Raw genomic sequence first — 14,369 nt, 5'->3', positions numbered from 1 at the left:
TTAGGCTTCCTGGGGCTTGCGCCAGTCGTCCGAGGCTTCGGTGCCGGCGATGGCGTGGGTCCAGGTGATCTTGCGGTAGGCCATGGCGACCTTGACCAGTTGGGTGTACTCGGCCTTGCTCGGATCCTGCGCGTGCGGCAGCAGGGTGTTGATGTTGACGATGGTGGCGTCTTCGAGCTTGGTGGTGAAGAAGTGCTCCTGCTTGCCCTCGGTGGAGGTGCGGTACCACTTAACTTCCACTTCGGGGAGCATTTCACCGGAGGCCAGGGCTTGATACAGCAGCGGGGTGGCCTTGTTCAGCGGCGCGGTGAAGATGAACGGCTTGTGCACGCGCTGGCCGGACGGCTGGCCGCTCTGCGGGTCGGTCGGCGTGGCGATCAGGTGCTCGATTTCCTGAACGAGGATCTGGTCTTCGTGGCCTTCCTGGTAGACGTTGCCCACGGAGTCGGCGGTGAAGGCACCCTGGGTGATGTTGCCCTGGGTCTTGCCCTGGATGCTGATATAGGCGGGAGTTGGCATGGATTGCTTCCTTGTTCGTTGGTGTGAGGCCCGGTGGGCCGTGGCGCCATCGGTGATGACAAGGGGTACATCGCAATCGCTGTGCCAATCGTTTTTTTGCTTGGTTTTTTCCTTTTTATATCAATGTGTTAGAAGAGTTTTTGGGTTGTCCGAAGGTTTGCAAATCGGAGCCGATTCGCTGAAAAACGCTTTTTTTCAGGGGTTATCGGGCCATTGGTGGCTCGAATATTTATAAGTGTTTGATTTTTATTAAGAAAAAATCGAGCCATTTTCGGCCCGCCGGGCCATTAATGGCCCGATGCGTGGCGCAGGACTCCGAAAATTCAGCGTTTCCAGCGCGCCTTAGCCTGCCCCAGGTCACTTCACCTTGCGACTCAATCGATGATGGAGATGAACTGCGGCGACCTGGGCGGCTCCCGCTAGGAAAGTGCTTGTTTCACGTAATTGCCGAGGTGATTTTCCTGCATGTCGGCCATGCGACGCCGCTTGATGTAGCGGCGAAATTTGGCTCCCCCTCCCTCTTTCGATGAATGGGCCAACCGCAGAAATTTTGGTCCCAGTCGCAACTGGTCGAGCCGGACGGATTCATGTTCTGCCCGTCAACGAGATGCTTAGTACGCTGGCCATGGCCTATCGTCCTGCCAGCCATTGGCTCTTGGCAGAGCAGTCCGAAACTCATTGCGGGAGGCTCCTGCTTGGAGCGCGAAATGGAGCCGTCCCCTATCACGCGCGGTCGACGGTGTCCTTTATTTTACGGCCGGCGGATTGAACTGCCCGGCACAGGCGGCCGGGCAATCGTGGCCTCGAAGATCAGTACTTGAGGATGTTATCCAGCGCCCGCAGCACTTGCTCGGTGGTACTGCCAAGACGGAACGAAAAGTAGAGATAGGCAGCGGCCAGAACGACCCCTGCGATGGCCCAGGGCGTCCACAGGGGCCATTGGCGAGCCAGCCGGTAACGGCTGGAGGCGACGTTGTCAGGCGCGTCGGTCAGGCGTTCAGGTGCATCGCCACGCTGTGCACGAAGAAGTTGGTGGAGCTTGGTAATGATGGTGTTGAGGGTGTCTTTGTTGTTGTGCTGCTGGCCGTGCTTGCCCTGGAAACCAAGGCACAGGCACAGGTATTTGAATTCCAGCACGTCGCGGTAGCGGGCCGGGTCCATCTGCATACGCGCGAGCACGGTAAAGAATTTCTCTCCACCCCAGGTCTCGTTGTGGTGGTAGCTGAGCAGGGAGCGCTCCCGCCACAGCGAAGACCTGCCCCATTCGGTCGCCATGACGGCCTCATCGATGAAGGCGCACAGGGCGTAGCGGTAGGCGAGTTGCGCGGCACCGTCGTAACCCATTTGGCGAACCTCTTCGGATAACGCGGTGATCTGGTCGCGCACGCTGGAATAGAGCTTGGGGATGTCGTCGCATCTATCGAGGCGGCGCAAACGTATCACCAGCCCTAGAAGCGGCTGGGCAGCGTCCACCAGCGGGTTGAGGCTGTGGCCGCGCAACTGGAATTGCAGATCGTCGTCCTCGTCGATGCGAAACACTGAGTCGTAGAGCATGTCGCCCTTGTCACGAATGCCCGCGGTCGGGGCGGCGCGCAGGAAATCGTCCTGCGGTGGAGCCGTGGGTGGTTGGCACTGCGCATCATCAGGCTTCTGTGGGGAGCGGTCGAGGCGGTCGTTTCCGATTTCGATGATGGTGCTCATGTCATTGACTCCGTATGGCCCAGAACTGCATCTGCAGCTCAGGGAATTCACCACTGATGTGGAAGCCGAAGCTGTTCGTGCCCGTCGGCATTAGCTTGCGCCAGGCATCGGAGGTGCGGTCGAACTGGAAGTAGGTGAAGCCGGCATGGAACGGCAGATGCCGCGGCGCCACGGGCAGCGGGCTGAGTGGGATGCCGGGCAGCTGCAGGCGAATGAGTTCCAGCAGCGTCTGCTGCGAAGCGACCTTGGCCTGTTGCTGGAACAGCTGGCGCATCTGCTCCAGTGGCATACGGGCGTGCACGGCCAGGATGAAGTCCGCGTCCTGCATCAGGCTGGTGTCGTTGACCTGTGCGGTCAGGATGCCGTGGGCCTGCCTGACCAGCGGCAGCGAGACGGCTCGGGGTTGCAGGACCGTGCCAAGCAGCCGGCGCAGGGTCTCTTCCAGGAGCTGGAACGAACCTTTGGGGTTGTCGTGCTGGTAAGCCGGGAACTCCGGCGCCAGGCGGCTTTCGTCGATGCAGGTAACCAGCTCGCCGCACGCCTGGCCACAGGCCAGGTAGGCGTCAACCGGCCGCACGTCCGGGTCGCGCGCCATGTGGCGGAACTGGTGCACCCAGCGGTTGAGGGCCTGCAGCAGATTGAAGTCGGTGACGTCGGCAACGCCGGACTGGCCGGGCGAGCCGATGCGCTGTGCGATGTTCTTGGCACGTCCCTGCATCAGCGTTGAAATTTCTTCCATGAAATTCGCGAGCGGGCGGATAGCATTGAGGTGCAGACCGGTGACGTAGAAGCCGGCGTCCAACAGGAGGCTTCCGTCAGGCCGCAGGTCGAGAATCCGGCCCAAGGCCAGTCCGGTGAAAGCACTGCGGTCGTCGCGCTCCAGAGCCAATTGCAGGTTGGGCACGGCCAGGTCCAGCGGGACATGGCTGCCTTGATGGCTGTGGGTGTCTCGGACTTCTTCGGTTCGCAGGACGTAGCGGTTGTTGCCGTAGGTGTCAGGCCAGCGCACCTGAGCGGTACCGTCTGAGCGCAGCGGTAGCGTCAGGTAGACCATCTGGTTGGCCGCGCCGGCGTCGGCGATGGCAAGCGGCTCCGGTGGAGGCTGGTCATGGGGGATATCGAATGGAGTGCCGTCGGGCATGATGCCGCGAGCGCGAACGATGGCGATCTTGCCGAAGGCAAGGAATTCCTGGTTCAGCTCCAGCTCGGAGAAGCCGTACAGGTACCTGCTGCCCTGGCGCGTGTTGATGAAGTGCTCCAGGTGACGGGCAGTCTGTTGGAAGTGCTGTGGCTTGACGAACAAGCCCTCGCTCCAGACAACGGGATTGCGGGTGGTCATGGGTGAGTACTCGTATGGGCGGCCGCGTAGCTGTTGCTTTGTGACGGTCGATAGCTCTCATCGGTGATGCCGACGCGGGTTTTCTGCAGCATCACCATCAAGGGGTACTTGCGTCCGCGTGGCTCAACCCGGAAGACGTCATGCCAGTGCTCGGCATTGGGATCATGAAAGTTCGCCACCACGGCGATGTAGCGGGTCTTTTCGTCAATGGCGCTGTATTCGATGAACTTGAACTGGCCTGGCACCAAGGTGTAGTCGTCCGAGGCTAGCAAGGTGCTTCCAAGCGCCTTCTTGGCATCCTGGCGCAATAGCTCGGGATCGATGTTCTCCAGCATCGAGTCGTCTTTGAGCTGCAATACCCGGAAGGCTATAGGCGTTGCTGTGCTCGGCGTTGCATCCGTGTCGTCGGCAGCCGGGGCGATACTCGCGGTGCGGTTGTACTGGCCGAGCTCCCGCACGCGCATGGCCTGGGACCACGGGTCAGTGTCGGTGCCTGGTTGGGCCAGGTGCCGCAACATCCAGTTCGCCGGGAACGGCCCCCGCGATGTCGCAGTACTGCTGAACAGGGTTTCTGGGAAGGTCTTGCCCAGTGTCAGCGGAGGATATTGCTCGTCGACGATCAGGCCGGGAATTGACGCCCGCTGGCGAACCGCGAGTGCGCTGGGCGAGCTCGGCATCTCTTCTTGCAGCTTCCCGAGCAGTGCACGGAGATGCTCGATGAGTTCGCGCTTGCTCCCGCTGCGCAGATTTACCGCAAACGGGCCATCGTCCTCCAGCGCCTCGGAGATTGGTACGCTGTCTTCGATAGGCGCGGTGGTCGGGAGGCTGACCGGGTTGGGGTTGACGTCCAGACTGGCGAACAAGCTCAGTGCAATCTGCGTAGGCTGATCTTCAGCAGCACCGACCTGAACGGAAGGGTCCATGAGGATTTTCCCCGTCTTCTTGAAGACATTGCCCACGGTGCTGCAACCGGCAAGCAAAGTTGCAGCGAGCAGGAGCGCAATGGCGTGCTTCATTACGCCTCCGCGCGCAAGGCCTGGTCGAAGGCTTGCTCGAAGACCTCCCAGAACAGCTTGTCGAATCCCTGCTGGCGGCCGGAGGTCAGTTCATCGTAGTAGTGCCCGTACATGCGCCATGCCCAGTCATCAGGGTGAGGTTGCTCGGACTGCGCGCTGCGGTAGCGCTGAAAACGGGCATGCAATTGCTCCGGCGAAAAAGCCTGCAGCAGCGCATCTAGCCCCGCAGTGATAGCCTTGTGCACAGCCACCTGCTGCCGCTGGCGACAAATGCACGAGGCTGCGCTCGCTGGAGAAAAGTGCGCGTACGGTATCCGGGTAGTTCTGGTCGAGACGGAAGGGGTTGTCTTCGATGGGCTGCAGCGTCCGGCCGGCGAGCGAAATCCGCTGGTCAGCACCTGGCTGACTGTTGTTCAAAGTCGACAGGCCGCGGATCAAGGCTCCCAACGTTCGACCCACCTCGCCCAGGAATTCAAAAGCGCCTTGTCCATCGACCGCGCCGACCGACGCGCCAAGCCCCTCCACGAGCGGAGCGACCATGCTGGAGGGATCCGCACCGTCGGATAGTTGGCGTTGCCATTCTCGCGCAGCCGGAGTCTGGGTGTTCTGCATGCGGGGTTCTCCTGGGGCGTGCATCGGCGAGCCGTAGACGGCTTCGAATTGAGTCGTGGTGACGTTTGCCTGGGCGGCCAGCGGTGTGTGTCCGTAGTGGTGGGGGTCAAGGCTGGCGGTCGCCGCCAAGGTCGCGGTGGCGTCACGTGCGGCGTCGAGTGCCTTCAGTGGGTCGAGTTGGTCTTGCGGTGGTGGTGGCTCGGCCAGCGCATGGAACTTGGACCACCCAGGCTGCTGCTGGAAACTGGCACTCACATTTTCCGGCGTCGCGTCCGGCAGGCTTTCCAGGTAGTCGTTGGATAAATGGACAAACTCGCCGACATCGTGCTCGGCAAGCGTTCGCCCGGGATCGGGCAGATGGTGAAGCTCACCGTCCAGGTGGACGGCGATGTGATACGGGCCGACGTGCAGCTTGTCTGCATTGCGCAACCTCGCGCTGGCATTGAGGCCCAGTGGGCGCGTCTGGTCGTTGAGGCTGGTCTCGCCGCACCGATCGATAACGAGGTAGCCCCCGTCCTCATAGCGAATTTCGCAGTGGTGCGGACGAACCCGCCCACGTCGGTCAAGCAGAGTCCAATTGGCGCCCTGAGATCCGATGAACCCACCGTCGGTACCGAAGCTATGCCGCGGGGCACTTCCTTGCTGAAGTGCCTGGGGATTTGCTACGACCAGCGACAAGCGCGGTTCGGAGTTGGCTGTAGTCATGTATGCACCGTGAGTCGGACACGGGGAGGCCTACGCAGCTCGGGCTGTTCCAGGAAGCTGGTCCAACCCAGTTGCGTGCCGGAGCCATCGGCCTGCCCCAGATTGAAGGGGGGGACTTCGTTCTCACGTAGACCCAGTTCAAGATCGCACGGTGTCTGGTCCCGCAGGAGATAGGCCACCAGCATGCGAAGCCGCTCGAAGTTCTCGCCGTGGGGAAGGAATTGGCGAAAACGTTCTTCGGAAAGATTGGTAATGACGATGGTGAATTTGCAGTGGCGGGTTTTTACGCTGTCCCCAATGCGAAAGCTCTCGCCCAGTTGACCGTTGAGTGTTCCCAGGCCTACACGGTCTTCGGGCGCGATATCGGTATACCGCAGCTCAAAGTCACGGATGGCGACATCCTTAAGGTCGAAGCAGTGCGCGATGAGGCCTGCGACCATCGCTGGCGACCGGCTGCGATGAACCACTGCGCCGGCGAAGCTCAGCAGCCGGCTCCAGGCGATGGGGGTGGAGCCCCGGATGGCGTCGTCCTTCAGGCCCACCAAGGCAAACAGGCGCTGAGACAAGCGATCGCTGGCTCCCGGCCGAAAGCGAATGTAGTGCCTGTATTTGCGCCAGGCCTGATGCAGCAGGGTCAGGAGGCGGTGGTTGAAAACATCGAAGACCGCCGGCCGGATGCCTTCGCCCTGGCCCGCCTCGTAGGCAATTCGCTCGACGTAGTAGTCAGGCAAGGGCGAATCGGGCCCGTGCACGCCAAAGAAGGTGGCCTGCACCAGGTACTGGTGCGGATGACTGTCTTCGAGACGTTTTGCCAGCGAAACGTCCGAAGCAGGAAAGCCCATGCCGGCATAATTGCTCAGGCGAATGCGTTGCCGCTCGGCGGCAAATGCGTCATCGGACTCCAAGTCATCGTCGTGCAACCCGTGAAGGCGCTCGAGCAGCAGAAAGAAGTCGTGCTCCTTGGCTTCGTCGAGGAGAACGGCGTCTAGATCAGGGGCTGCGTTCCGCTGCGCATGGGCCATGCGTAGTGCTCCTGATTCTTAACGTTGATGGCCTCCAGCACGTGGAAGGAAGAGATGCTCGCGTACACCGACAGAAAGTGGCTAAGGACCGTGCCGAACAAGTACAGATCCCCTTCGCAGGAGAAACCGTCCTGATCGAACTTGACCACGCTGCGCATGCCCCGAATGGGCAAGGCCTTGAACATTCGGTCGATCGGCGCGGTCTCCACCTCAAGTAACCCATCGAGGCGCATCTGGGTGGCGCGCGCACGCTGTATGTCGTGGTGCGCTGCGAAGTCGTATGCGCGGATGACCGACTTCAGGGGATCGGCCGTTAGCAGGGACAGGTAGGTAGGGGAAAGGTTGGATATCAGGGTCCATTGCAGGTCGCCGTCCAATACCGGCCGGTACGAGGGCGTCGGCGTGGTCAGGTTCTGGCAGGAAACGAAGTTCGGCATGCCTGGCGTACGGACGCAGATGTCGCCCACGGCCAGCGCCAGCGGCAAGTCTCGATTGGTGCAGGTGAGCGCGAAAGAGACTGTCTCGTCCCGGCCGATGTAGCGCTGCTCGTCGCTGCGTATAAAGGACACTCGATGCTCAACGCCGGACTCTACCAACGCCGGGTCGATACGGGTGCGGTAGTAGAGGACGGATTTGCCCTGCTCGAAGTCAATCTGGTGCCGCAGGGATTCGAACGGTTGGTAGGTGCGCAGCCAGGTGCCGGGCTGCCCGGAAGCTTCATTCTTCCAGCCATCGACGTGATCGATGCTGAAAATCTCGTATGCGTCTGGCCGCTGGCCCGCTGGGCGCAGACGATGGTCGACCGTCTTTCCGGTCAACCTCACCGGCTCGGCCTCGTGCTCGAACAGGTTCACCGCGGGTGCGCAGTAAAGCGCTAGGTCGTCCTTCTGAACGCGCACGTCGTCCGGCATCGGGCGAGTGAAGTTGAATTCCAGCCGGATGCGCTGCGTGCTGTGGGACGGCCAAAGCGAGCGTAGGCCCGTCAGGCTGAAGAAAAAATACCTTCGCGGAAAGAGAAAGTACTCCTGCAGGATTCGATATCCGTCCAGGGCGTTCTTCGGGTACGGCAGTAACGCCTCATCCGGTCTGAAACCCGGGAAGTCGATCTGGTTGGCGGGGATGTGCCTGACCACACCATCACATTCCAGGCGAACCTCGCTGAGGTACTTGGATAGCCACAGATAGAGCGTCATGGCGGTGTAGTCGCTGCCGCTCAGGTAGAAGTCCAGCCTGTCGCAGTCGTAGGTGCTGGCCGGGCTCGTGCTCAGGGTTGAGAGGTCTATCCGGACTGTCGACTTCTCCAGCGTATGCGCATCGCTCACTTCGCCAATCTGAAATGGGTAGATGACAACGTCCGAGCAGGTCCGGTACTCACACTCCACTCCATCGACCCTGCGCGAGCGTATGCGGGTTCCCTTGGGGATGCATTGGCGGACGGTGATAGCTCGGTCCACAGGCGGAAATTGCATGATCGTGGCGCTGGGTAGCGGCCGCAGGTAGTTGGGCCACAGCAGTTGCAGCAACGGATGCGTCAGTTCCGGGAAGTCGTCCTCGATCTTCAGGCGCAGCTTGGCCGTTAGAAAGGCAAAGCCCTCCAGCAGTCGCTCAACGTCTGGATCAGTGGCCTCGTCGCCGAGAAATCTAGCCAACTGCGGATTGCTGCGCGCGAACACCCGGCCAAGGCGGCGCATGTAATCCAGTTCTTCCCGGAACTTTCCCTTTAGTGACATCTAGCCTCCTTGGAAGTCCATCACATCACGTTGATCCGTTGTTGCCGGTGGTGAACCAGCAGGTCTAACTCCACCTGCTCCGATGCGTCTCTGACTGGCACCAAGCAATGGAGGCGAAATCGCAACCCAAGTGGCTGTTCGCCAGTGATGAGCGGACGGACGTCGACAACCTGGACTCTCGGCTCGTAGGCAGCCACTGCCTCCCTGATGTCCAGGCAAATCTGGTTTCTCAGATCCATCTGGCCTGCCCCCGCGTCGTTCATGTCCGGCAGGCCCAATTCGGGGCAGCTCTGGGAGCCGCCCCGACGGGCGTTGAGCAGCAGTTCCAAATGGTTCTTGATGGCCCTGACGCGCTCGGCCGCCAAGTCCTGCTGCGTACGCGCGCGACGTGGCGGCAGGTCTGGGTCCAACCGTTCAAACAAGCTTCCTTGTCCCGGCGACCGAGGCATGGCTCAGCTCCTCGTCATTCCTTTTCCATCTTGCTTACGAGCGACAACTCGAAGTTGGCGCCCATGTATTTGAAATGCGGGCGAAGCGCCAAGGAGACGCCGTACCAACCGGGATTTCCTTCGACATCCTGCACGACGACTTTCGCGGCGCGCAGCGGGCGGCGGCTGCGGACGTCTGCAGATGGGCTTTCCTGATCGGCCACGTATTGACGAAGCCAGGTATTGAGCTCGCGCTCCAGATCCGGGCGCTCCTTCCAGGTGCCAATCTGTTCACGCTGAAGCACCTTGAGATAGTGAGCCATACGGTTGGGAATCATCATGTACGGCAGCTGGGTGCCGAGCATGTAGTTGCTCTGGGCGGCCTGGCCTTCCGGGGTCTTCTGGAAGACCTTGGGGCGCTGTACCGAGTTGGCGGAGAAGAAGGCAGCGTTGTCACTATCCTTGCGCATGGTCAGCGGAATGAAGCCTTCGCTGGACAACTCGAATTCCCGTCGATCGGAGATGAGCACTTCGGTCGGAATCTTGGCCTGCAACTGACCGAGCGACTCGTACAGGTGAACCGGGAGGTCATCGACCGTTCCGCCCGACTGCGGGCCAATGATGTTGGTGCACCAGCGATACTTGGCGAAGCTATCGGTGATTCGGCTGGCCAGAAGGAAAGCCGTGTTGCCCCATAGGTAGTTGTCGTGATTACCGTCGATGGTCTCTCGATAGTCGAAGCTGCGAACAGGATTCTCCAGCGGGTCGTACGGCTGGCGCAGCAGGAAGCGCGGCATGGTCAGACCCAGGTAGCGGGCGTCCTCCGAGTCGCGCAGGCCGCGCCACTTGGTGAACCGAGGCCCCTCCAAAATATCCTTCACTTCCTTGAGGTTGGGGACGTCCTGGAAGGAGTCCAGGTTAAGCATTTCAGGACCCGCGGCACCCAGGAATGGCGCGTGTGCCATCGCACCTACCGAGGCAACGTAGCCAAGCAGCTTGATGTCCGGGGCGGAGGGGCCAAAGGTGTAGTTGCTGACCAGGGACCCCACCGGCTGACCGCCGAACTGGCCGAACCCCGAGGTGTAGACGTGCTTGTACAGCCCGCTCCGAGTGACATCGCTAGCTCCGTCGAAGTCGTCCAGCAATTCCGCCTTGGTGACATGCAGCAGGTCCATCACGATGTTTTCGCGGAAGTCGGTGCGGTCGACCAGAAGCTTGAGCGCACGCCAACTGCTCTCCAGCGCCTGTAGCTTCGGCCTATGCAGAACAACGTCCATTTGCTTGCTGAGCTTGGCGTCGATCTGCGTCAGCATCTGGTCGACCAGCTGTTTGTTGACCGGTTGCTCTCGATCCTGGGATTTGAGCATTTCAGCGATGAAGGCGGCTACGCCTCGTTCGGCTACTGCATAGCCCTCCTGGCTCGGCTCCATGCGCGTTTGTGCAAGGATCTGGGCCAGTAGGCCACCTTGTGGTTGGGAATCTTGCTGTTCGACAGTGGCGGATATCGCTCTTGTCATGGTCATGTCCTTTGAAACCTGAAAGGGAGGGATTTGTTCATGAGGCTGTCTGGCGAAACAACCAGTTGCGCCTATGCCCAAGGCGCTTCATTCGGTGCCGAGGCCCGGAGAGTTCGATGTCTGTGAGGAGGTAATGCAGGTCACAGGCCGCCGCATTCTGGTCGGCGTTCTGCGAAGATCCATCACCACAGATCGGAAGGCGAAGTCAGTTCGCGCTTTCACCCAGTACGGCTTCAAGCTCCTTGGCGAGCTTGCTGCGTGCCCCCTCATCAGCAAGCATCGCCTGCAACTGCTTGCGAAACGCTGGAACGTTGCCCAGCGGCCCCTTGAGCGCTACCAGCGCCTCACGTAGTTCAAGCAGCTTGTTCAACTCAGGAATCTGCCGCGCGATGGCATCGGGATTGAAGTCTTCAATCGACTGGAACTTTAGATCGACATGCAAAGTGTCTTCGGCCCCTTCGACCAGCACATTACGAACATCCATCTTCAGACCAAGATTCGACTCAGCAAGGACGCTATTGAAATTGTCCTTATTGATGCGCACCGGCATCCTATCTTCGAGCGAGATATCTTCCTCGTGTCCCTTGAAGTCACCTGCCACCATCAGTCGAAGTGGAAGCTCTACTTCCTCTTGTTCGCCGCCAGTTGCCGGGACGTACGTGATATTGACGCGTTCCTTCGGCGCAATCGATCCGTTCTTTGCCATGAGCCACTCCTTCGGTAGTTCAATTGATTTGACGGGTGTCAAATTGAAGTTGCTATTGCATGGACGCAAACCAGGCGGGCTCGCTTTTGCGGGCTCATGAAGAGGCGAGATGCCGCATATCGCCCTTCCGGCTGGCTATATGTGGAATTGAACTCATGGAACTCCACGGAACTCCACGGAATACGTGCATGCTGCAACAAGGACTCAGGCTAGAACAGGATCAAGTCTTAAAGGAATAAGAGTTTTCCCAATTTCTGGCGCGAAATATCTACAGCTTTGTAGGGGCAGGGCGCGAGATTGTTCGTCACTTCTTTTCAGAAAATTCGCATATACGAGAAGTCTCAATTCGTATTTCCCTTCAAGGGTATTGCGCGTACGAATGTGAGATTAGGTGTTTACCTCAAACACAAACCTATCTTCGGTGGAGGGACGCCTCACATATGCACGTCGTCCTGAATCAAGGAAGTCTTTTCTCAAATGGGTGAGTTTCAACATGATCACGGTTGATCTAGCGTCGCTATTTGAACGTCTGAGCGCCTTCTGCCGGAATGCACTTGAGGAAGCAGGAAGCTTGTGCATTGGGCAACGCGGCGCAGAGGTGACCGTCGCACATTTACTGACCGTCTTCCTTGAGCAGCCAGCTTGTGACATGCGCATTGCATTGGCCGAAGTCGGACTGGGTGTCGATGAGGTTCGCCATGCCTTGGCCACTGCCTTTCCCGATCGCGACGGCAGTCACGGTCAATATCCATCCTTCTCACCTCTACTCGTCGAGGTGCTGCAAGAAGCCTGGCTCCTTTCTTCGGTCGAGCTAGGGCAGCCGCACATACGCAGTGGTGCCGTCCTGCTGGCCGCCTTGCTCAGTCCGGCGCGTTACCTGCCGTTATCTGCAATCCAGCTCTTCGACGGCGTGAGTCGCGAGGCGCTGCGCAAGCGCTTCTCTACCTTGCTGGCGGCATCGGCAGAGTCCCCGGGGGCCTCGGCAGTACCCGGCTCCTATTCGGATCAGGCCAGCGGCGACAGCGCGCTGGCCAAGTTCGGCCATGATTTCACGATGCAGGCACGAGATGGGGGCGTCGACCCAGTGCTGTGCCGTGACGCGGAGATCGACCTGATGGTCGATATCCTCTCGCGCCGGCGCAAGAACAATCCCATCGTTGTGGGCGACGCAGGAGTTGGAAAGAGTGCGTTGGTCGAGGGCCTTGCCCTGCGCATCGTGCAGGGCCGTGTGCCCGAGCCACTGCGCATGGTCGAACTGTGGGGGCTCGACCTGGGTGCCCTGCAGGCCGGGGCTTCCGTGAAGGGTGAATTCGAGAAGCGCTTGAAGGCGGTGATCGATGAGGTCAAGGGTTCAGCCAGGCCGATCATTCTTTTCATCGACGAGGCGCATACCCTCATCGGTGCTGGCAATGTGGCGGGCGGCAGCGACGCCGCCAATCTGCTCAAGCCGGCATTGGCGCGCGGCGAGCTGCGCACCATCGCCGCCACCACCTGGTCCGAGTACAAGAAGTACTTCGAGAAGGATCCTGCCCTGACCCGCCGCTTCCAGTTGGTCAAGCTTGAGGAACCCACATCAGAGCAGGCGGTGCACATCCTTCGCGGCTTGCGCCCGATCTACGAGACGTCTCACCAGGTCTTTATCGGTGACGATGCGTTGCAAGCCGCAGCGGCGCTTGCGGACCGGTATCTTTCTGGCCGGCAACTGCCAGACAAGGCCATCGATGTGCTGGACACCGCATGCGCTCGAGTGGCGTCAGCGCTGGCAGAGCCACCGCGGCGGCTGATCGCGCTGGAGAATGAGCTCAGCCAGATCGATGCAGAGTCATCACAACTCGTGCGCGACCGACGTGCGGGGCGAGCGGTTGCACCGGATCGCCTGGAAGCACTGGCCGTATCGCGGCAGGCCGTTGAGCATCGCATTGATGCACTGCGCCAGGCCTGGGAGCAGCAGAGGGCATTGGTAGATGAGATCGTGGCACTACGAGCGCAGGACCTCGGGGAGGACGTTTCGCAGACGCTCGCAATCAAGTTGAGCCAGCTGGCAGAGCTGCAGCGCGATGGCGCGCTGCTGCACGCTGATGTCGGCGCCGAGCAGATCGCCCAGGTAATTGCCGACTGGACCGGCATCCCGGCCACGACCATCAGCAGCGACCAGATGGCTCGCTTGGACAGCCTGCCAGCCAGTCTTCGCAAGCGCGTGAAGGGGCAAGATGCTGCCCTGGATGTCGTCTACCGGCGCTTGCTTACCGCCGTGGCCGATTTGCTACGCCCCGGTACGCCGATAGGGGCGTTCCTTCTGGTCGGTCCGAGCGGCGTGGGCAAAACCGAGACCGCGCTGGCGGTCGCGGACTCGCTTTTTGGTGGTGAGCAGTTCCTGACCACCATCAACATGTCCGAGTACCAGGAGAAGTTCACTGTTTCTCGGCTACTTGGCGCTCCACCCGGCTATGTCGGCTATGGAGAGGGCGGCGTGCTGACCGAGGCGATCCGTAAGCAGCCATATTCGGTCGTGCTGTTGGACGAGGTGGAGAAGGCGCATCCGGAGGTGCTGAACGTCTTCTACCAGGCGTTCGACAAGGGCGAACTGGCCGATGGTGAAGGCCGCCGTATTGACTGTCAGAACATCTTGTTCTTCTTGACCTCGAATCTCGGCTTCGACGAAGGGGACAGTTCACTGACCGATCTCGATGGAGATACGCTGCGCCAACGGCTCATGCGCTTCTTCAAGCCGGCACTATTGGCGAGAATGCAGATCGTCCCCTATCGCTACCTGGACGAATCCGTACTCAACGAGATCATCAACAGCCGCCTGCAGCGGTTGCAGCAGCAGTTCTCGCAACGCTATGACGCAACGTTGGTGGTTGACGATGGGGCGCGAGGTGAACTGCGGGCGCGCTGTTCGCGGCATCAGAACGGTGCGCGCATGCTCGATGCGAGCATCGATGGCGAGTTGCTGCCACCTCTGTCGCTGGGGGTGCTGCAACGCCTGTCGCGGGGAGACAAGATCCAGCGCGCGGTAGTGCGGTGGAGTGATGGCTCATTCGAAGCAGTACTCGAATGAGCCAGGAGGGCGG

Annotated in this window: 10 protein-coding genes and 1 pseudogene; 1 reads left to right on the top strand and 10 read right to left on the bottom strand. The window is 60.4% G+C overall.

What is annotated here, in order from left to right; all coding sequences use genetic code 11:
* The 10 genes and pseudogenes from DM872_RS00785 to tssB form a co-directional block, all read right to left on the bottom strand.
* Positions 1–519 (bottom strand): Hcp family type VI secretion system effector, encoded by a 519-nt coding sequence (locus DM872_RS00785; protein WP_179057673.1) that lies wholly within the window; start codon positions 517–519, stop codon positions 1–3.
* Between the two features lie 810 nt (positions 520–1,329).
* The gene (icmH, locus tag DM872_RS00780; RefSeq protein ID WP_179057672.1) at positions 1,330–2,220 is read right to left on the bottom strand and encodes a type IVB secretion system protein IcmH/DotU; all 891 of its coding nucleotides are present in this window, start codon (positions 2,218–2,220) and stop codon (positions 1,330–1,332) included.
* 1 nt (position 2,221) lies between these two features.
* Complete coding sequence (gene tssK, locus DM872_RS00775; RefSeq protein WP_179057671.1) at positions 2,222–3,559, bottom strand: type VI secretion system baseplate subunit TssK; 1,338 nt, start codon at positions 3,557–3,559, stop codon at positions 2,222–2,224.
* Positions 3,556–4,575 carry a type VI secretion system lipoprotein TssJ gene (gene tssJ, locus DM872_RS00770; protein WP_179057670.1) on the bottom strand — a complete coding sequence of 340 codons (1,020 nt, stop codon included), beginning with the start codon at positions 4,573–4,575 and terminating at the stop codon, positions 3,556–3,558. The genes tssK and tssJ overlap by 4 nt, the downstream gene beginning before the upstream one ends.
* A pseudogene (gene tagH / locus DM872_RS00765) lies at positions 4,575–5,892 on the bottom strand (type VI secretion system-associated FHA domain protein TagH). The gene tssJ and the pseudogene tagH overlap by 1 nt, the downstream one beginning before the upstream one ends.
* On the bottom strand, positions 5,889–6,914 hold the full coding sequence (gene tssG, locus DM872_RS00760) for a type VI secretion system baseplate subunit TssG (protein WP_179057669.1): 1,026 nt from the start codon (positions 6,912–6,914) through the stop codon (positions 5,889–5,891). Before tssG ends, tagH begins: the two are co-directional and overlap by 4 nt.
* The gene (tssF, locus tag DM872_RS00755) at positions 6,878–8,644 is read right to left on the bottom strand and encodes a type VI secretion system baseplate subunit TssF (RefSeq protein WP_179057668.1); all 1,767 of its coding nucleotides are present in this window, start codon (positions 8,642–8,644) and stop codon (positions 6,878–6,880) included. The genes tssG and tssF overlap by 37 nt, the downstream gene beginning before the upstream one ends.
* A gap of 20 nt (positions 8,645–8,664) precedes the next feature.
* Positions 8,665–9,093 carry a type VI secretion system baseplate subunit TssE gene (gene tssE / locus DM872_RS00750; protein WP_179057667.1) on the bottom strand — a complete coding sequence of 143 codons (429 nt, stop codon included), beginning with the start codon at positions 9,091–9,093 and terminating at the stop codon, positions 8,665–8,667.
* 14 nt (positions 9,094–9,107) lie between these two features.
* A complete protein-coding gene (tssC, locus tag DM872_RS00745; protein ID WP_179057677.1) occupies positions 9,108–10,589 on the bottom strand; it encodes a type VI secretion system contractile sheath large subunit in 1,482 nt (493 codons plus the stop codon).
* Between the two features lie 205 nt (positions 10,590–10,794).
* On the bottom strand, positions 10,795–11,295 hold the full coding sequence (tssB, locus tag DM872_RS00740; RefSeq protein WP_179057666.1) for a type VI secretion system contractile sheath small subunit: 501 nt from the start codon (positions 11,293–11,295) through the stop codon (positions 10,795–10,797).
* A 493-nt stretch (positions 11,296–11,788) separates the two neighbouring features.
* On the opposite strand from tssB, the gene tssH reads away from it, so the two are divergent.
* Positions 11,789–14,356, top strand: coding sequence for a type VI secretion system ATPase TssH (gene tssH / locus DM872_RS00735; protein ID WP_179057665.1), 2,568 nt, complete (start codon positions 11,789–11,791; stop codon positions 14,354–14,356).
* Positions 14,357–14,369 lie beyond the last annotated feature (13 nt).

Source organism: Pseudomonas taiwanensis (genome assembly GCF_013393345.1).
Taxonomy (GTDB): Bacteria; Pseudomonadota; Gammaproteobacteria; order Pseudomonadales; family Pseudomonadaceae; genus Metapseudomonas; species Metapseudomonas resinovorans_C.
The sequence above is the reverse complement of the archived record's forward strand: the minus strand, read 5'-3'. Positions and strand labels throughout refer to the sequence as shown.